Below are 18,906 nucleotides of genomic sequence, written 5' to 3'. Positions count from 1 at the left end.
GCCAGCTTAAGGCCGCAGCGAAAGGGGCGGATTGGCGCGGGTTCTATCCGCCTAATCCAACGTCTCGGCGACGCGGATCAGTTCGAACATCGCGAACATGGCGTGATAGAAACTCGACGCCGGCGCGGGCTCGTCGACGAACGAGCCGTCAGGGCGGCGGCGGTCGCGCCAGAGGCCTTTTGTCGGCACGTCGCAATAGCTCATCAGCACGTCGAAGGCTTGCGCCGCCGCGGCTGCGGCGGCGGGATCGCGGGTGCGTTCGAAGCGGGCGACATTGGCCTTGATGCGCTCGGTGTGCGGCCAGAAGCGCGAGGTCGGCGTGCGCGCGCGGCCGTCGATATGGACTTCGTCATAGGTGACGCCGCTGGCGGGATCGACGCCGTAGAGCTCGGCGTGGACGCGCAAGCGCTCGGGGATATCCCCCGGATTGGCGCCGCCCAGGGCGCTGAAGCGATGCAGCAGCCAGCTCCATTCGAAATGGTGCCCGGGCTCGATGACGGGATCGGGTTCGGGGCGCCAGGCTTCGTCGAAATATTCCGGCAGCGCGCCGTGGCCATGGTCGAAGAACGTGTCACGGAAGAGCTGAGCGATGGCGCCGGCGCGGTCGAGATGCTCGGTTTTCCCGGTCGCTTCGTGGAGCGCGAGCAGCGCCTCGAACATGTGCATGTGCGGATTCTGGCGCCGCGGCGGCGTCGGCGTGACGTCGCCTTCGCGGAAGCCGCCATTGGGGTGGGCCCAATTGGCTTCGGCCCAGGCGAGCAGATTTTCGGCGGCGGCGATGCAGTCGTCGCGCTGCAGCACGCGGCCGGCTTCGGCGAGGGCGAACAGCACGAAAGCGAGATCGTAGAGATCGCGGCGGTCGTCGTGCGGCTCGCCTGCGGGCGAGAGCAGATGGCGCGTGCCGCCGTCGGCGCGGAGGCCGCGCGAGAGCAGCACGTCGGCGCCCGCTGCGACCGCCGCGCGCCAGGGGCCGTTCCAGCCGAGATCGCCGGCCCGGGCGTAGACGACTGTCTGGCGCGCCTGCACGCGGATGCGTCGCGCGAGGTTAGCGACGGGCGCGCCGTCGAGGCCGATGCGTTCGTGGAAGCAGCGCGCGTGCTGGTCGTAGCCTTTGCTCCACCAGAGCGGCAGCGCATGGCGGAAGAGCCAGTCTTTCGCTTGCGCGGCGCGCTCTTGCAGCTGCGCGGCGGCGTGCGCGCTGACGCTGCGCGCCGGCGGCAGCGTGGCGAGGCCTTGTTGCACCGCGCCGAGCAATTCGCCCGGCGCGACGCGGAAGCTTTTGAGTCCGATCGCGCTCGCCGCCTGCACGTCGAGTTCGCTGTCGCCGACGAGGAAGCAGCGCGCGCGGTCGATCGGCCACTCGAGCAAGGCGCGGCGCAGCATGCCGGCATTCGGCTTGCGGTCGGGGTGATTGTCGTGCGCGTATTGCGCGACGCAGCCTTCGCCGTGGTGCGGGCAGTGGTAGAAGGCGTCGATGTGCGCGCCGTGCTTGGCCAGTTCGCTCTGCATGTGGGCGTGGAAGCGGCGCATGTCGGCTTCGCTGTAGAGCCCGCGGGCGATACCGGCTTGGTTGGTGACGACGATGGCGAGCGCGCCGGAATCGTTCACCGCGCGGACCGCGTCGATCGCGCCGGGCTGCCATGCGAGCGCTTCGGTTTTGTAGGTGTAGCCTTCGTCGACGGTGAGGGTGCCGTCGCGGTCGAACAGCGCGGCGCTGCGGCGCATTTGATCCACGAATGACGCGCGCGCTTCGCCCAACGTTTCCGGCAGGCCGATATCGATGAAATAACCTTGGCTCTCTCGGCCGGCGAGCCGGCGCTCGGCGGCGAGCCCAGGGAAGATGTCGGTCTCGATCGAACAGGGCGTCCTGGCAATGCGGTCGAGCACGCTTTTGCGCAGCACGTAGACGCCGGCCGAGATGAGCGCCTCGCCCTTGAAGGCGGCGTCCTTCTCGTGAAAGGCGACGACGCGGTCGCCTTCGAGTTCGACGCGGCCGAAGCGGGCGGCGTCGCCCACGCGGCGCAGCGCCATGGCGCCGATGTCGTCCGGTCGCAGCGCCTCCGCGAGGGCGAGGTAGTTCAGGTCGAAGAACGAATCGCCGTTGGCCATGAGGAAGACGTCGTCGAGCGCTGCGGCGCCGTGGCGCAGGGCCCCGGCGGTGCCGGCGGGCGCGGGCTCGGCGATGACGCGGACGGTCGCGCCGAGCACCTGTTTTTCGTGGTATTCGGCGCGGACTTGCTCGGCCAGGTGGCCGGCCAGCAGCAGGATCTCCGCGACGCCGTGGCGGGCGATGTTGTGCAGAAGGTAATCGAGGAACCGCGTTTCGCCGGCGATCCGAACCAGCGGCTTGGGCGTATCACGGGCTAGTTCCCCGAGCCGCGTGCCGCGTCCGCCGACGAGAATCACAGCCTGACGCATTACCCCACTCGCTCGCAGCGCGAATCCCGCGCATAAATTCGACGGATTCGCGCAAGCCGCCGCGTGTCATAGCATCGTCGTCCAGTTTTGCGACAGCGGCGGCGAGGTGAGGCGGATGTGCGGCCGGCGGCTGACGCGCCGTCAGCGGCGATGGTAGAAGCGCCACTGACTGCTGCGTGGTAGCCGGCGGCGATTGGCGGGCCAGAAGGCCCGGGTTTTGGGGGGAGCTGCGTGAGCATTGCGGCAGTAGCCTTTCGCGACTTGGCAGGCTCGCTCGCGCGGCTGCCATTGGCCGCGCGGTTGGCGGTGGACGACATCCACGGCAAATACCGGCGCACGATTTTGGGTCCGCTTTGGATCGCGATCGGCCAAGCGGCGATCATCGCCGGCTTTATTCTGGTGTTCTCCGGTCTCTTCGACACGCCGCCGGAAGAATACGCGCTCTACCTCGCTGCGGGTTTTCCGGTCTGGGCTCTGATGTCCCAGTATCTTGTCGACACGCCCTTCACGTTCATCCAGCACAAGGGCGTGCTCGAGAGCTTCGAGTTGCCGTGGCTCACCTTGGTGTGGCGGCGCTCGATCAGCTACGTCCTGCTGTTCCTGCATCACATCGTGACTTTGTTCGCGGTGATGGCGATCCTGCGCGTCACGCCGACGATCGAGATGCTGTACGCCATTCCGGCGCTCTTCATCGTCATCATCGCCGGCACTGGCGTCGGCATGTTCCTGGCCGTGTTCGGGGCGCGCTATCGCGACATCCAGCCGGCGATGTCGATGGCGGTCGGCTTCCTGTTCATGTTCACGCCGGTGATGTGGCGCGCCGATCAGCTGCTCGAGAACGAGTGGGCGTATCAGTACAACCCGCTCTACTACTACGTGACGTTGGCGCGCGAGCCGCTGCTCGGGCGCGTGCCGCCGATGGAGATGTGGATCAGCGCCGGCGGCGGCGCGGTCGCGCTCTTCATCTTCGGCTTCCTGTCGTTCCTGATCGGACGGCGCCGCCTCTATCACTGGCTCTAAGCATGGCACACATCGAACTCACCGACGTCGAAGTCGAGTATCCGGTCTATTCGTCGGGCCGGCAGCGCTCGATTCTGACGTTCGCGGCCCACCGCGCCTCGTTCGGCAAGGTCGCGCGCGAAGCCGGGCAAATCCCGACCGTCGCCGCGCTCAACGGCATCTCGTTCGAGCTCAAGGAAGGCGATCGCCTCGCGCTCATGGGCCGCAACGGCTCGGGCAAGTCGACGCTGCTCAAAGTGTGCGCCGGCCTCATCCTGCCGGACCGCGGCAAGGTCGACATCCGGGGCTCCCGCGCCTCGATCTTGACGCTGGGCTCGAGCCTCGATCCCGACAAGAGCGGCATCGAGAACGTGCACATGATCGGTCAACTGCTCGGCGTCTCCGGCAAGGAGCGCAAGCTGCTGCTGGAGGATGTGGCTGACTTCACCGAGCTGTCGGACTTCTTGCACCTGCCGGTGCGCACCTATTCGAGCGGCATGACCGTGCGCCTCCTGTTCGCGCTGGCGACCAGCGTCGAGCGCGACATCCTGATCGTCGACGAAGTCATCGGCGCCGGCGATGCGCACTTCGTGGAGAAAGCGGCCAAGCGGGTGCGGGCTATGTTCGAGCGCGCCAAGATTCTGGTGCTGGCGACGCATTCCGGGGAAATCGCCACGCAGCTCTGCAATCAGGCGCTCTGGGTGCATGGCGGCCGTCCGATGATGACGGGCGCGCCGGATGCGGTTTGGGACGCGTACATCAATCAACGGCCGCCGCTCGAAGCGGTCGCATAAGAACTGGGAGTAAGCGCAGGGCCATGTTAGCCAAGCTGCGGGGCCAGAAAGGCGTGCGGATGCCGGACTCGTTCATACGCGCCAGAGCGCCGCTCCGCCTGGGTTTGGGCGGAGGCGGCACCGACACATCGCCGTACGCCGAGACCTATGGCGGCGTCGTCATCAACGCCACGGTCGATCTCTACGCGCACGTGACCATCGCGCCGTCCGAGAGCGGGCAGGTCGAGCTTTATCTCGATGACCGCGACGTCTCGTGGAAGGGGCCGGTGAGCGCGCAACTGCCGCTCGGCGGCGACCTCATCCTGCTCAAGGGCGTCTACAACCGGTTCTGCGCCGAGTTCAACGAAGGGCGCGGCCTGCCGCTGGCGATCAACGTCTATGCCGACGTGCCGCCGGGCTCGGGGCTGGGCACGTCGTCGGCGATGGTGACGGCGCTGGTGCAGGCGTTCAACGAACTGTTCCAGACCCGCATGAGCGCCTACGACGTCGCCCACATGGCCTACGAGATCGAGCGCATCGATCTCAAACTCAACGGCGGCAAGCAGGATCAGTACGCGGCGGCGTTCGGCGGCGTGAACTTCATCGAATTCGGGCCGGGTCCGGGCGTGCTGGTCAATCCGCTCAGGATCACGCCGGAAACGGCGGCCGAGTTCGAGGCTTCGCTGGTGCTGTTCTTCTCCGGCGTCTCGCGCGAGAGCGCGCGCATCATCGACGAGCAGACCCGCAATGTGAGCGGCGGCGAAGCGGCCTCGGTCGAGGCGATGCACCAGCTCAAAGCCATCGCCTATCAGATGAAGCAGGCGCTGCTGATGGGCCGCATCGCCGAAGTCGGCGCCATTCTCGACGAGAGCTGGGCGCACAAGAAGCGCACCGCCTCGGCGGTGACGACGCCGCAGCTCGACGCCGCCTACGATGCGGCGAAAGCTGCGGGCGCGTTCGGCGGCAAGGTCTCCGGCGCCGGCGGCGGCGGCTTCATGATGTTCCTGGTCGATCCGCGCAAGCGCCAGCATGTGGTGCGCGCGCTGGAGGCGTTCCCGGGCCGCGTCTTCGCTTCCGGCCTCACCACGGGCGGGGTGATGTCGTGGCGCATCGGCGAAGATCTGCGCAAGGTGGCGAGCCTCGCGGCGTGATCGAACGCCTGTCGATCCCGGACGTCTGGACCTACACGCCGCGCCGTTTCGAAGACGAGCGCGGCTGGTTCAGCGAAACCTTCAACACGGCCTCGCTTGCCGAAGCGCTGGGCGGCGTCACGTTCGTGCAGGACAATCAGGCGCTGACGCGCGCCAAAGGCACTTTGCGCGGCATGCATTTCCAGAGGCCGCCGAAGGCGCAGGACAAATTCGTGCGCGTGCTGAAAGGCGCGGTGCTGGACGTGGCGGTCGACATCCGCCGCGGCTCGCCGACATTCGGCAAATGGGTCGCGGCCGAGCTTTCGGCCGAGAACCGCAAGCAGATCTTCGTGCCCAAGGGCTTTGCGCACGGCTATCTGACGCTCGAATCGGACACCGAGGTGTTCTACAAGGTCAGCGACTTCTACAGCCGTGAACACGAGGGCGGCATCTCCTGGAACGACCCGGCGATCGGCATTGATTGGGGTATCGCGGAAGCCGCGGTGCTGATGGCCGAACGCGATCGACTCTTCCCCGTCCTTGCCGAGCTCAAGGCGGTTTTCTAACAAGGCGCGCATGAAAGCGTTGATCACAGGCGGAGCGGGCTTCATCGGCTCGGCGCTCGTTCGGCATGTCGTGGGCGCGCTCGGCTGGTCCGCCGTCGTGGTCGACAAGCTGACCTATGCGGGCCATTTGTCCTCGCTGGCGCCGGTGGCGCAGGCGCCGGGCTACGCCTTTGCGCAGGTCGACATTTGCGACCGCGACGCGCTCGATGCGGTGTTCGCGCGGCATCAGCCGGACGTCGTGTTTCACCTGGCGGCGGAAAGCCACGTCGACCGCTCGATCACGCACGCGGCGGCGTTCATCGAGACCAATCTCGTCGGCACGTTCAACATCCTCGAAGCCTCGCGCGCGCATTGGCAGAAACTGAGCGGGCCGGCGAAAGAGCGCTTCCGCGTAGTGCATGTCTCCACCGATGAAGTGTACGGCTCGCTCGGCGAGGAGGGCCTCTTTCACGAAACGACGCCGTACGATCCGCGTTCGCCGTATTCGGCGAGCAAGGCCGGCGCCGATCACTTGGCCAGCGCCTGGTTCCACACCTATGGGCTGCCGGTGCTGATCTCGAACTGCTCGAACAATTACGGGCCGTACCATCTCCCGGAAAAGCTGATCCCGCTGACGATCCTGAACGCGCTCGACGGCCGCAGGCTGCCGGTCTATGGCGACGGCACGAACGTGCGCGATTGGCTCTATGTCGACGATCACGTCGCCGCCCTGTGTCTGATCGCCGAGAAGGGCGAAGCCGGCCGCTGCTACAATGTCGGCGGCCGCAACGAGCGGCAGAACATCGAAGTCGTGCACCGCATTTGCGATCTGCTCGATGCGCTGGCGCCGAAAGAACATTCGCACCGCGAACTGATCGAGTTTGTCACCGACCGGCCGGGCCACGACCGGCGCTATGCGATCGACGCCTCGCGCTTGGAAAACGAACTCGGCTGGCGCGCGCGAGAGACGTTCGAGACCGGCATGGAGCGCACCGTGCGCTGGTATCTCGACAACGAAGCCTGGTGGGGGCCGCTGCGCGCCGCTGGCGTCGGCGTGAAGCGCCAGGGATTGCCGGCGTGACCATCCTGGTGATCGGCCGCGGCGGCCAAGTCGCGCGCGCCCTGGCGCGGCGCGGCGATGTCGAGGTGATCGGCCGGCCCGACTTCGATCTGCTGCAGCCCGACGCGATCGCCGCCGAGATCGTGCGCCGCCGTCCGCGCGTTGTGATCAACGCCGCGGCATACACCGCCGTCGATAAAGCCGAGGACGAGCCGGACGCGGCGATGGCCATCAACGGCGAGGCGGTCGGCGCGATCGCTCGCTCTAGTGCGGAGATCGGCGCCGCTTTGCTGCACGTCTCGACCGACTACGTGTTCGCCGGCGATAAGTCGGCGCCTTACGTCGAGAACGATCCAACGGGTCCGACTGGTGCCTACGGCGCCTCGAAACTGCGCGGCGAACAGCTGGCGCTCGCGGCGAACCCGCGCGCGATCGTGCTGCGCACGGCGTGGGTGTTCGACGCCTGCGGCGCGAACTTCGTGCGCACGATGCTGCGCCTGGCGAAGAGCCGCGATGTGATCACGGTCGTCGCCGATCAGCACGGCTGTCCGACTTTCGCGGACGATCTGGCGGCGGCGGCGCTTGCGATCGCCGCCGATCCGCATCACGCCGGCATCTATCATTGCGCCGGTTCCGGCGAGACCACTTGGGCGGCGTTCGCGGAAGAGATTTTCGCCCAGTCGCGCGCGCGCGGCGGGCCGCACGCCCACGTGAAGCACATCGCCAGCGCCGAGTTTCCGACCCGCGCCAAGCGGCCTGCGAATTCGCGACTGGATTGCGCCAAGCTGGCGCGCGAGTATGGGTTCGTCATGCGGCCGTGGCGCGAGGCGCTCGGCGCCTGCCTCGACGAAATCGCCGCCGGCGGCTGGAGAGTGGAATGAAGGGCATCGTTCTCGCCGGCGGCACCGGCAGCCGCCTCTATCCGGTGACGCTCGCCGTCTCCAAACAGCTGACGCCGGTCTACGACAAGCCGCTGATCTATTACCCGATCTGCACGCTGATGCTCGCGGGCGTCCGCGACATCCTCATCATCTCGACGCCGGCGGACCTGCCGCACTTCCAGCGTCTCTTGGGCGATGGCGCGCATTGGGGCGTCAACTTCAGCTATGCCGAGCAGCCGACACCCGCGGGTATCGCGCAGGCGTTCCTGATCGGCGAAGACTTCATCGCCGGCGAGCCCTGCGCGCTCGTGCTCGGCGACAACATTTTCTACGGCCATGGCCTCGTCGATCAGCTGGAGCGCGCGGCCCGCCGCCGCGAAGGCGCGACCGTGTTCGCCTATCACGTCGCCGATCCCGAGCGCTTTGGCGTGGTCGAGTTCGATGCTGAGGCGCGGGCGCTCTCGATCGAGGAGAAGCCGGCCAAGCCAAAATCGAATTGGGCGGTGACGGGGCTTTATTTCTACGATGCGCGGGTGGCGGAGATCGCGCGCGCGCTGAAGCCGTCGCCGCGCGGCGAGCTGGAGATCACCGATCTCAACCGCATCTATCTCGAACAGGGCGCGCTCAATGTCGAACAGATGGGGCGCGGCTTCGCTTGGCTCGACACCGGCACGCCGGATTCGCTGCTGGAAGCGGCCGAGTTCGTGCGCACGTTGGAGAAGCGGCAGGGCATGAAAATCGCCTGCCCCGAGGAAGTTGCGTGCCGGCGCGGCTTCATCGATCGCGCCCAGCTCAGGGCGCTCGGCGAGAAGCTGTCGAAGTCGACCTACGGCGAATACCTGATGCGGATCGCCGACGAAGCGGGCGCGCTTTGAAGCTGAGGCTCTCGCTCGGCGCGCTGCACGATCTGGAAAGCGACGGCGCGTCCGCGCTGCCGCTGCTGCGGGCGACGGGCGAAGCGCCGAGCGTTGGCCTGTTGACTGAGGCGGGCGAGAAGATCGGGCTGACGCCGGGCGAATATCTGTTCGAACTCAGCGCGCGTGCGGTCGAAGGCGATCTCGCGCCGCGTCTGGTGACCGAGTTTGCCGATGGCGCGGTGCGCGGCGAGGCGCTGGTCGAGACGACGCCCGGCGCTTGGCGCTGCGCGCTCGCCGTGGAGCGCAGCGTTTCGGCGCTGAAGCTCGAGGCCGGCGCAAAAACGGAATGGATCTTCGCCGGCGCAAGCCTCGAGACGGCGCTGTTCAGCGCGGAGGCCGAGCCGTCGTTACAGGCGGGGGCGGTGACGATCGGCCGGGCGCTGTTTCGCCAACTGCCGCGTGAAGTGCGCCAGGCGATCCTCGCGCCCGGAAGGCGCGCGCGATGGCTGTCACGCGTGCGCAAAGCCGGCGCCGGCGCCCATGCGCCGGAGGGCGGCGGACGCTTTGTAATCGGCGCCGACGGCGACAGCGAAGCGCTGCAGGCCGATTTCGAGAACAGGCTCGGCGTCGCCCGCGGCCTGCGCCATCCGGACTATACGGACGAGCAGCCGGCGGCGCCGCCGCGCAGCGATACAAAGCTCATCGCGTTTCATCTGCCTCAGTTTCATCCCATCGCCGAGAACGATGCGTGGTGGGGCAAGGGCTTCACCGAGTGGAGCAATGTCGCGAAAGCGGCGCCGCAATTCCTCGGCCATTATCAACCGCGGCTGCCGGGCGAGCTGGGCTTCTACGATTTGCGCACGCCGGGCGTGCTGAAGCAGCAGGCGGAGCTGGCGCGCGCGTACGGAATCGGCGCGTTCGCGTTCCATTATTACTGGTTCGGCGGCAAGCGGCTGCTGGACGCGCCGATCGAGGCGTTCCTCGCCGACAAGAGCATCGATATCGAGTTCTGCCTGTGCTGGGCCAACGAGAATTGGACGCGCCGCTGGGACGGCGATGAATCGCAAGTGCTGATCGCGCAAACGCACTCGGCGGAAGACCACGCGCGCGTCTTCGGAGACATGGCGCGGCACCTGAACGATCCGCGCCATCTGCGCGTCGACGGCAAGCCGCTGCTCATCGTCTATCGTCCCGACATCATCCCGGACGCGCGGGCGATGACGGACATCTGGCGCGAAAGCGCGGCGCGGCGCGGCTGGCCGGGGCTTTATCTCGTCGCCACCAATGCGTTCCGCTTCGACGAGCCGGAGCGGCTCGGCTTCGACGCGCTGGCCGAGTTTCCGCCGCACGGCTTCATCGCCGATCCGATCAGAAACGTGCTGCGCTGGCTCAACCGCGATCATCGCGGCGCCGTGTTCGATTATGGCGGGGTGGCCGCGGCGGAGGTGCAACGCCAACAACGCGCGCAGGCGCGCGGCGTTGTCTTTCCCGGCGTGATGCCCGGCTGGGACAACGAGGCGCGCAGGCCGGGCGCCGGGACGATCTACCACAACGCCGAGCCTGGCGCGTACGGCGCATGGCTGCGCGCGGCGATCGCGCGGGCGCGGCGCACGCTGCCGGAGAACCGGCGCTTGGTCTTCATCAATGCCTGGAACGAGTGGGCCGAGGGCGCTTATCTCGAACCGGATCGCGCCTTCGGCCGCGCCTTCTTGGCGGAGACGGCGCGGGCGCTGACCGGCGACTAGCCGCTACGCTTCCGCGCGCAGGATGTGGACACCGGCGACGTCGCCGCCGACCACGCCCCGCTGCAGCGAGGAGGAGAACACGATCTCCGCTTTGCTGAAGCCGACATCGCGGCAGAGATCGAGAATGTCCCAGCCGGGCGCCGCGAAAACGAGCGAGCCGCCTTGCGGGTCGACTGGGTTGCCGCGGTATTCCGCCGGCATCAGGTGCTTGACCTCGCCGTTTTCGAGTACGGCGCGGACGACCGTCTCGTGCGCGCCGGAGGCGAACCGGAAGGTGGCCAAGCAGACGCCGCCGGGCTTCAGGATGCGACGTGTTTCCTGCATCGCCGTTCGCAGATCCGGCACGTGCTCGAGCACGTCGTTGCTGACGACCAGATCGAACACGGCGCCCGGGAAGTTGGACGCCAGAATGTCGCAGTGGGAGACCGGGAAGTACCGCGCGCGGTCCTGCGTCGTCGCGAAATATTCCGTCCCGAGCGCATAAGGATAGCGGCCTCGAACAGCCAGCGCGAACGGCGTCACCGCTTCCAGCATCAGAATGCGGGCGTTGACGGTGTGCTTCAGCGTCGCCGCGATCTCGTCGAGCACAGCCCGCGACCGCGCCGAGCAGCCGTGCGCGGAAATCGTTTCGCGGTAGTTCCTGCCGACCACCTCGATGTGCTTCGGCGCGCAATAGCCTAGATAATCCGAGGTAAACCCCCGCTCGGCGATGGTCCGGGCGAGCGCCTCGACATAGTCGGCTTCGTAGATCCAGGGATAGCGCTGTGCGAAAGCGCGCCATTCCTCTAGGTCGGGAAAGCCCGTGCGCACTTCGTGAAACTGCTCGTAATGGGGGAGTCGGCTCATGTCTTTTCCCTAGACGCAGAGCCCTTCGTCTGTCCAACGCCCTAAGCCGGATTCCCTGCCGAAATGCGCGAAAACAGTGCGGAAGAGCCTAGCCTGGGCCGACACGGGCGTTTTAAGAAAGGCGGCTCTCAAACCTGGCATTAGTGACTTTTGGGGCTCCTGTGCGGTGAGGTCGGCCTAGTTCCCGACCCGGTGGGAGCTGGCGTAGCGAGCGGGCATGCGGGGATGAACAAACACTTATCAGCGCGCGTGATCGCCGACCAAACGGCGCTGGGGGACGCGTTCATCGTCGCCGGCATGCACCGAAGCGGCACGTCGGCCGTATCTCGAGTGCTCTCGCTGCTCGGCGCCGAACTGCCGCTCACCCTGATGCAGCCTGGATTCGACAATCCGAAAGGCTTTTGGGAGTCAGCCAAAGTCGCCGCGCTCAACGACGAGATCCTCGGCTCGATCAGCTCTTCGTGGGACGATCTGCTCGCGCATCTCATCCGGCGCCGCGAGGTCCTGATCGGCGGCGAATACAAGCACCGAATCGGCGAGGTGCTGCGCTCCGAATATTCGCTGGCGCGCTCGCTGGTGCTCAAGGAGCCGCGCGTCGGGCTGTTGCTCGATCTCTGGATGGACGCGCTCGCCGACCAGCGCTTTACGCCGTGTGTCATCATTCCGGTGCGCGATCCGCTCGAAGTGGCGGCCTCGCTCGGAGAACGCAACAAATTCACGGTGGGCCGCTCGCTCCTGCTGTGGCTGACCTATTTCCTGTCGGCCGAGCGCGCGAGCCGCGGCAGCAAGCGTGTGTTCGTCCATTACGAGGATTTCCTGCTCGATTGGCGCGCCGCGATGCGGCGTATCGAAACGAAACTCGGCGTGCGCTTCCCCGGCTGGACGCCCGCCGCCGAGCGCGAGATCGACGCCTATTTGAGCTGGCGCGATCGCCACCATCAGCTTCCACCCGAACTCATTCATCAGCGCAGCGACGTGGCCGACTGGGTCAAGCAGGCGTACGCCTGGGCCGGGGCCGCCACCCGCGAAGCCGAGCCCGACGCACAGTTGCTCGACGAGGTCGCCGACGACTTCGCCGCCTCGACCTCGATCTTCGCGCCGGTGATCACCGAGCATCGGGCGACCGAAGCCTCTTTGCGCGAAGCCGTGCGCGCGCTCGAAGGCCGCGCCGGCGCGCTGTCGAACGACATCCGCGATCGCGATATTTCGATCTGGGCCCTGGAAGGGGATGTGCGTGATCGCGAGGAGCGGCTGGCGGCGCTGAACGCCGATCTGCTCGCGGCGGAGACCCGCATTGCGGACCTGAGCGCCGAACGCCAGGCGCTCGAAAACGAACTCGCCTCGGCAAGGGCCGAGGCCGGAGCGTCGGTCGAACGGTCGGCGCACTTTGAAGCCGCTCTGCGTGATCAGAAATCCCTGACCGAGCAGGCGCTCGCGCTCGCGGCGGAGGAAGCGGACCTTCGCAACGAGCGCATACGCATCCTGGAAGAGGACCTGGAAGCGCGCCGCACCGAACTCGCTCAGGCGCAGGCGCATCTGGGGCGTTTCGCCAACGAGAAGGCCGACCTTGAATCGCTGATCGCGCGCGAACGCGTCCAAGCGGTCGATGAGAGGGCGCGCCTTGTCCTCGAGATCGAGCGCGAACGAACTGAACGGGCCCGCGAGCGCGACGACGAGCGCGCGCGGGCGCGCGCGGCCGAGGTTCAGTGGAGCCGTGATCGCGAGGAGGCTGAGACCAAACACGCCGCACACATCGCGTCGCTCGAGGAATCGGTTCGCTCGATTTCCGAGGCGGCGCGGCACGAGGGCGAGGAACGGCGGCGCTTCGAATCGCTCGCCGAAGCGCAAGCCGAGTTCTTGACGAAGCACCGGCCTTTGGGCGTGCGGTTCCGCAATGCTCTTTGGCGTTCGTCGTGGCTTCGGCTTGCTTCCGACGCCGCGGAGTTCGCGCGCCTCAGCGCCAAGCGCGGCCCGGTCGAGGCGGCCAGGTTGATAGCGGCTGCGAGAACCGTGCGCCGGTCAGGCGAGTTCGACGTCCAGCACTACCTCGCCGCAAGCTGGGACGTGCGTGCGAGCGGCCGCGACCCCGTCATCCACTATCTGGAAACGGGCGCTGCCGAAGGTCGCGATCCGTCCGCGCGCTTCTCGACCGCCGGCTATCTGCGCCGCAATCCGGACGTCGTGCGCGCGGGCGCCAATCCGCTGTTTCACTACTTGCGCCACGGCCGCAGCGAGGGAAGGTCCGCGCCCAACCATGAGCTGACGCCGCCAGCCAATCCCGAGCGGAGCGCGCCGGTGCCGTCCGATCCTTATGCGGTTCGTCCCGACGACATAGTCAAGGAAGAGGCCGAGCGCGGCGAAGCCTTCCTGGCGCGCTACGCATTGACCGGCGCGAGCGCCGACTATGCCGGCGCCGTCGCGCATCTCAACGGATTGCAACGCGCCGTGCCGAACCGGCCCACGGTGTCGGTGATCGTGCCGGTGTACGGACAGCTCGCCTACACGCTGAACTGCCTCGACTCGCTGTTGCAGCACCGCTCCAAGCACGCGTTCGAAGTGATCGTCGTCGACGATCGCTCGCCGGATGCGACGAAGGACTGGATTTCGCGCGTCGGCGGCGTGCGGCTGCATGCGCGCGCCCAGAACGGCGGCTTCATCGAAGCCTGCAATGACGGTGCGGAGCAGGCGCGCGGCGAATGGCTCGTTTTCCTCAATAACGATACGCGCGTGGTTGCCGGCTGGCTCGATGCGCTGATCGCTTCGTTCGCATCGCTGAAAGATGCGGGCCTCGTCGGCTCCAAGCTGTTCTATCCGGACGGCTCGCTGCAGGAAGCCGGCGGCATCATCTGGCGCGACGGCTCGGCCTGGAATTACGGCCGCAACGACGATCCCGGCAAACCGGAATATTGCTATGCGCGCCCGGTCGACTACGTCTCCGGCGCATCGGTGGCGATCAGCCGCAAGACTTGGAACGAGATCGGCGGCTTCGATCGCCGCTACAAGCCCGCCTATGGCGAGGATTCCGATCTCGCGCTGAAGGTGCGTTATGCGCGCGGCGAGCAGGTCTGGCTGCAGCCGCTCTCGCGGATCATCCATTACGAAGGTAAGACCTCCGGCACCGACGTCACCACCGGCGTCAAGGCTTACCAGGTGGCCAACGCCAAGACCTTGTTCGAGACCTGGAAACCGGCGCTCTCGCGTCACCGCGAGAACGGCGAGCAGCCGCTGCTCGAAAAGGACCGCGGCGTCGCCAAGCGCGCGCTGGTGATCGACGCGACCACGCCGGAGCCGGAGAAAGACGCCGGCTCCGTCACCTGCCTCGAACTGATGCGGGCGCTGCAATCGGACGGCTACAAGGTCAGCTTCGTCGCCGAGGACAATCTGCTCTATCTGCCGCAGGCGACCGGCCGGCTGCAGGCGCTCGGCATCGAAGCGCTCTATTGGCCCTATGTCGAAAGCTTCGATCGCTTCATTGCCGATCGCGGCGGCGAGTTCGACGTCGTCATGATCTTCCGCGTCGGCGTCGCCGAACGGCGGCTCGACGTGATCCGCCGCCACTGCCCGAAGGCGCGGGTGATCTTTCATTCCTCGGACCTGCATTTCCTGCGCGAGGAGCGCGCCGCGCGGCTGAAGGCCGACAGCGCGGCGCTCGCCTCCGTTGCGGCCACGCGCGAACGCGAACTGGGCGTCATGCGCACTGTCGACGCCGCGATCGTGCACTCCACCTTCGAGCGCGACACGATGGCTTCGCTCGCCCCCGACGCCAAGGTCTACGTCTTCCCCTGGATTCTCGATCCGGCAGGCCGGACTGCGCCGTTCGCGGCGCGGCGCGACATCGCCTTCCTCGGCGGTTACCGGCACAGCCCGAACGTCGACGCCGTGCGCTACTTCGCCGAGAAGATCTGGCCGCACGTGCGCGCGCGCAGGCCGGATATGAAGTTCATCGTCGCCGGCAGCGAGTGCCCGGAAGAGCTGTTACAGCTCCACGGCCGCGACAACATCGAGGTGGTCGGCTTCGTCGACGACTTGGCCGAGTTCTTCGGCCGTATCCGGCTCAGCGTCGCGCCGATCCGCTACGGCGCCGGCATCAAGGGCAAGGTGGCGATGAGTCTCGCACATGGCGTGCCGGGCGTGCTGACCTCCTGCGCGGCGGAGGGCATGGAGCTGAAGAACGGCGCCGCCGTCATCATCCGCGACGAGGAGCGCGCGTTCGCCGAGGAAGTGGTCAAGCTCTACGATGACGAGCGCCGCTGGCTGCGCATGTCGGACGAAGCGCTCGATTTCGTGGAACGCAGCTACGGCAGCAAGCTCGCGGCGCGGCGCATCGAAGAGCTGCTGGCGCTTGCAGGCGCCTGACGGGGTAGGAAGTCAATCATGAAGGAATGTTCGAAGGCGATTCCGCGCCGGCTGAAGGACAGCCGCTTCGCGTCGCGCTATCTGGTGGGCTCGGGTGTCGACATCGGCGGCAAACCCGATCCGCTCAGCATCTATCGCGAATTCTTTCCCGGCATCACGGCGCTGCGGGTGTGGGACATCGAGGACGGCGACGCGCAGCTGATGCAAGGCGTCGCCGACGAGGCGTTCGACTTCGTGTTCTCGAGCCACTGCCTCGAACATCTGCGCGATCCGCGCGAGGGTCTCGTCAACTGGTTCCGCGTGCTGAAACCCGGCGGTCATCTCGTCATCACCATCCCGGACGAGGATCTCTACGAGCAGGGCGTTTGGCCCTCGACGCATAACCGTGATCACAAGTCGAGCTTCACAATCGCCAAGAGCCGGTCCTGGTGCCCGGCATCGGTCAACGTGTTCGAGCTGCTGCGCGAGCTCGGTCCCGCGGCGGACGTGCGCAAGATCGAAGTCATCGACGAGACCTATCGCTTCGAGCTGCCGCGATTCGACCAGACCCTCACGCCAGTAGCCGAATGCGCCATCGAGATGATCGTTCGCAAGCGCACAGCGAGGGAACTCGACGCCGGCGGGCGGCTGCCGCCGACCGCACAGCCGGCGACGGAACAGCGGGTCTACTTCAACCAATACCGTAACGATCAAGCCGCTCTCAAAACGGCGGAACTTCCAGCGCCGCTATTTGGGGATAAGTCCGACCTCTAGCGGCTTTGCTCCAGTCGACGCTTGTTCAAGCTGCGAGACTCAAAGACCTCTTGAAACGCGAATGAATTCCGACAGCACGCGAGACGTGGGAAGCAGGCTCGTGGAGATGGGCTACCCGGCTTTGGATTTGCCGCCGATCACCACGCGCCTTGAAGCGGGCGTGGTCGCCGGGCGCTATCCTGCTCATGGCTACGCGCGCGGCTGGGGACTCGAGTTCGGCACGCTCGCCGACCAGATCGCCGCTCATCCGCTCTACAACGAAGCGCTCGAAGTGGCGCGCGGCAGGTCGGTGATGCGCGAACACCGGCTGATGAATCTCTTCTTGATCATCACCTGCTATCTCAATCTGCTGCCGCACCAGAACATCGCCGAGTTCGGCTCGTACCGAGGCGGCAGCGCCTTGTTCATGGCGCACCTGTTGCGGCGGCTCTATCCGCGCGCGCGCTTGTTCGCCTTCGACACGTTCGAGGGCATGCCAAAGGTCAATGACGCCGCGGACTTGCACGAGGCCGGCGACTTCTCCGATTCTGACCTCTCGGGTCTGCTGCAGGCGAGACTGGGTTCGAGTCTGCCGCAGCTGCACATCGTGCAAGGATTGGTGCAGGAGACGTTCGCCGCGTCGAAGGCCCGCGCGCTGCAGTTCGGCTTGGCCCATTTCGACATGGACATTTACGAGCCGACCGTTTTCGCGCAGGAGCAAATGTGGCCGCTCATGTGCAAGGGGGGATACTACGTTTATGACGACGCGACGGTCTCGAGCTGCATCGGCGCCATGCAGGCGGTCGAGGATCTGATCCGCTTGCGCGGTCTGCACAGTGAGCAGGCGTATCCCCATTTCGTGTTTCGAGTTGGTCTGAACTGATGGCGATCATGACGTCCGCGAACCTCACCCGCTCTGAACCTGCGCCGTCCGCGCGGAGAAACGTCGCCAAACGCGTGACAGCGAAAGTGTTCGTCGGCGGCATTCCGCGCGGCGGCACGACGATGATGCTGCGGCTGATCGGCGATCATTGCGGGGTTTATCCGTGGCTGGGCGAAAGCTCGGTGGTCGATACGGCGCGGCTGCTGTGGACCAACGGACGGCCGAATCCCGCTTGTCGCGAGCAGGTCGAGGCGTTTGTCACGCATACGCTGCGGCTCGCCTTACTGGAAATGCAGGCGTGGAATGCGGCGCGCGAGGACATCCAAGGACTGCTGATCCCCTCTCGCGAGGATGTCGATCGATTGGCGTGCGCCGTCGTGGACGGCGCTTATGAAGCAGCAAGTGTCCGTTCCTCCTTGCTGGCGGCTTGCCGTGCGCTGGACGAATTTCTCGCAAACTACGCCGACCTGCCGGTCATTGCCGAGAAAACGCCGACCAACATTTTCTCGTTCACGCATCTGTGTGACGATCCCTCGTTGCATTGGGTCGTCAGTCACCGCGAGCCGTTCGCAGTGATCGCATCCATGCGCAAGCGCGCCGGCGCCGATCCCTTCGCCGACCACTGGGCGACACTCGAATCTTGTCTGGGGCAGTATCAGCGTTACGCAATCCGCGTGATCGCCGCCTTGCGCTCGAAGCGCGCGATAGAGGCGCCTTACGAAGCTGTGTGCCGCGACCCGGATTTGCTGGTGCGTCCGCTGCAGGAGCAACTCGGCCGGGATGAGACGGCCGGCTATAGCGGCAACTTTGTCAGCGCAGCATCGGACCGCGATGCATGGCGAAGCTTCGACCTGCAGGACCTCTGGCTGGTGCGGAGCATCACGGCGCCCGCCCGTCGGCTGCTCGGTTACGATTCCGATTATTATGGATCGGAGCAAGACGCGGTTCTCGAGGACTATGAAGGGCCGGAGGCGTTCTTCGCCGCGCCGCTGGACGGCGCATTCGAAAGCGACACCAATCCTGCCACCCGCTGGATCGGCGACGAAGCAAGGTTCGCGGTGTTCGCGCCGGAAGGCGTCCACGCCATCTCGGCGCGGCTTTTCTGCCCGTCCAGCCTAGACTTGGCCGAGCAGTCGGTTACGGCTCGGGACGGCCTGGGCCGAACGGTCGGGCAGGCGGCTCTGCCGATCGATAAGCTGACGACACTCACAATCAAGTTGAGTGACGCGGCGCCGGCGGCCGTGACCAAACGTGGCCGGCTCTACTTGATCAGGTTGAACGCCGGCAGAGCGGCGTTGCCGGTCGCCTCCGTCCTGGGCAATGGCGACGCCAGAGTGCTGGCTTACATGAAGACCCTGTGGGCGCCGCACTGACACGCACTAGCGCGTCAGTGCGCTCCGCCGCTCAGATCCATCCCCATTCGTCGCCGAGGCTGGCGGCGGCGCCGGCGGATTGGATTGAATTGCCGTTCAACAGCCAGATGAAGACGGTGCCGGAATTGTTGTTCTGCCAGGCGATGTCGTCGCGGCCGTCGCCGTTGTAATCGCCGACAGTCTGCAGCGTCCATTCGCTCGGATCGATGCTGGCGAGCACGCCCGAACTGGTCACGGTCGCACCTTGCATCTGCCAGCTGACGATGAGGCCGTCATTGCGCTGCCAGATGAGGTCGGAATAGCCGTCG

Annotated in this window: 14 protein-coding genes and 1 pseudogene; 12 read left to right on the top strand and 3 right to left on the bottom strand. The window is 66.4% G+C overall.

The window, feature by feature from the left end; all coding sequences use genetic code 11:
- Positions 1 to 51: 51 nt before the first annotated feature.
- Entirely contained in the window at positions 52 to 2,418 is a 2,367-nt protein-coding gene (locus VEA80_RS09615) for an HAD-IIIA family hydrolase (RefSeq protein WP_325060513.1), read from the bottom strand.
- Between the two features lie 231 nt (positions 2,419 to 2,649).
- On the opposite strand from VEA80_RS09615, the gene VEA80_RS09610 reads away from it, so the two are divergent.
- From VEA80_RS09610 to VEA80_RS09575, 8 genes are read left to right on the top strand one after another with little or no spacing between them, the layout of a single operon-like run.
- Positions 2,650 to 3,438 carry an ABC transporter permease gene (locus VEA80_RS09610; protein WP_325060512.1) on the top strand — a complete coding sequence of 263 codons (789 nt, stop codon included), beginning with the start codon at positions 2,650 to 2,652 and terminating at the stop codon, positions 3,436 to 3,438.
- A 2-nt stretch (positions 3,439 to 3,440) separates the two neighbouring features.
- Positions 3,441 to 4,211, top strand: coding sequence for an ABC transporter ATP-binding protein (locus tag VEA80_RS09605; RefSeq protein WP_325060511.1), 771 nt, complete (start codon positions 3,441 to 3,443; stop codon positions 4,209 to 4,211).
- 23 nt (positions 4,212 to 4,234) lie between these two features.
- The gene (locus tag VEA80_RS09600) at positions 4,235 to 5,341 is read left to right on the top strand and encodes a hypothetical protein (RefSeq protein ID WP_325060510.1); all 1,107 of its coding nucleotides are present in this window, start codon (positions 4,235 to 4,237) and stop codon (positions 5,339 to 5,341) included.
- Positions 5,338 to 5,886 (top strand): dTDP-4-dehydrorhamnose 3,5-epimerase, encoded by a 549-nt coding sequence (gene rfbC / locus VEA80_RS09595; RefSeq protein WP_325060509.1) that lies wholly within the window; start codon positions 5,338 to 5,340, stop codon positions 5,884 to 5,886. The genes VEA80_RS09600 and rfbC overlap by 4 nt, the downstream gene beginning before the upstream one ends.
- 10 nt (positions 5,887 to 5,896) lie before the next feature.
- Positions 5,897 to 6,946, top strand: coding sequence for a dTDP-glucose 4,6-dehydratase (gene rfbB, locus VEA80_RS09590; RefSeq protein WP_325060508.1), 1,050 nt, complete (start codon positions 5,897 to 5,899; stop codon positions 6,944 to 6,946).
- Complete coding sequence (rfbD, locus tag VEA80_RS09585) at positions 6,943 to 7,806, top strand: dTDP-4-dehydrorhamnose reductase (protein ID WP_325060507.1); 864 nt, start codon at positions 6,943 to 6,945, stop codon at positions 7,804 to 7,806. The genes rfbB and rfbD overlap by 4 nt, the downstream gene beginning before the upstream one ends.
- A complete protein-coding gene (gene rfbA, locus VEA80_RS09580; protein ID WP_325060506.1) occupies positions 7,803 to 8,681 on the top strand; it encodes a glucose-1-phosphate thymidylyltransferase RfbA in 879 nt (292 codons plus the stop codon). The genes rfbD and rfbA overlap by 4 nt, the downstream gene beginning before the upstream one ends.
- Positions 8,678 to 10,408 carry a glycoside hydrolase family 99-like domain-containing protein gene (locus VEA80_RS09575; protein ID WP_325060505.1) on the top strand — a complete coding sequence of 577 codons (1,731 nt, stop codon included), beginning with the start codon at positions 8,678 to 8,680 and terminating at the stop codon, positions 10,406 to 10,408. Before rfbA ends, VEA80_RS09575 begins: the two co-directional genes overlap by 4 nt.
- A 3-nt stretch (positions 10,409 to 10,411) precedes the next feature.
- Here the strand turns inward: VEA80_RS09575 and VEA80_RS09570 are convergent, their stop codons facing one another.
- Positions 10,412 to 11,254 (bottom strand): class I SAM-dependent methyltransferase, encoded by an 843-nt coding sequence (locus tag VEA80_RS09570; protein WP_325060504.1) that lies wholly within the window; start codon positions 11,252 to 11,254, stop codon positions 10,412 to 10,414.
- A 225-nt stretch (positions 11,255 to 11,479) separates the two neighbouring features.
- Between VEA80_RS09570 and VEA80_RS09565 the strand changes: the two genes are divergently transcribed.
- From VEA80_RS09565 to VEA80_RS09550, 4 genes are all read left to right on the top strand, one after another.
- Complete coding sequence (locus tag VEA80_RS09565) at positions 11,480 to 15,610, top strand: glycosyltransferase (RefSeq protein WP_325060503.1); 4,131 nt, start codon at positions 11,480 to 11,482, stop codon at positions 15,608 to 15,610.
- Between the two features lie 18 nt (positions 15,611 to 15,628).
- On the top strand, positions 15,629 to 16,363 hold the full coding sequence (locus tag VEA80_RS09560) for a class I SAM-dependent methyltransferase (protein WP_325060502.1): 735 nt from the start codon (positions 15,629 to 15,631) through the stop codon (positions 16,361 to 16,363).
- 106 nt (positions 16,364 to 16,469) lie between these two features.
- Complete coding sequence (locus VEA80_RS09555; protein ID WP_325060501.1) at positions 16,470 to 17,225, top strand: TylF/MycF/NovP-related O-methyltransferase; 756 nt, start codon at positions 16,470 to 16,472, stop codon at positions 17,223 to 17,225.
- Between the two features lie 8 nt (positions 17,226 to 17,233).
- Positions 17,234 to 18,598 (top strand): sulfotransferase, encoded by a 1,365-nt coding sequence (locus VEA80_RS09550; protein WP_325060500.1) that lies wholly within the window; start codon positions 17,234 to 17,236, stop codon positions 18,596 to 18,598.
- Between the two features lie 31 nt (positions 18,599 to 18,629).
- Here the strand turns inward: VEA80_RS09550 and VEA80_RS09545 are convergent.
- Positions 18,630 to 18,906, bottom strand: a pseudogene (locus VEA80_RS09545) (VCBS repeat-containing protein); the annotation flags it as partial.

The organism is Vitreimonas sp. (genome assembly GCF_035627415.1).
Lineage (GTDB): Bacteria > Pseudomonadota > Alphaproteobacteria > Caulobacterales > Aquidulcibacteraceae > Vitreimonas.
This window is presented reverse-complemented; position numbering and strand designations above follow the sequence as displayed.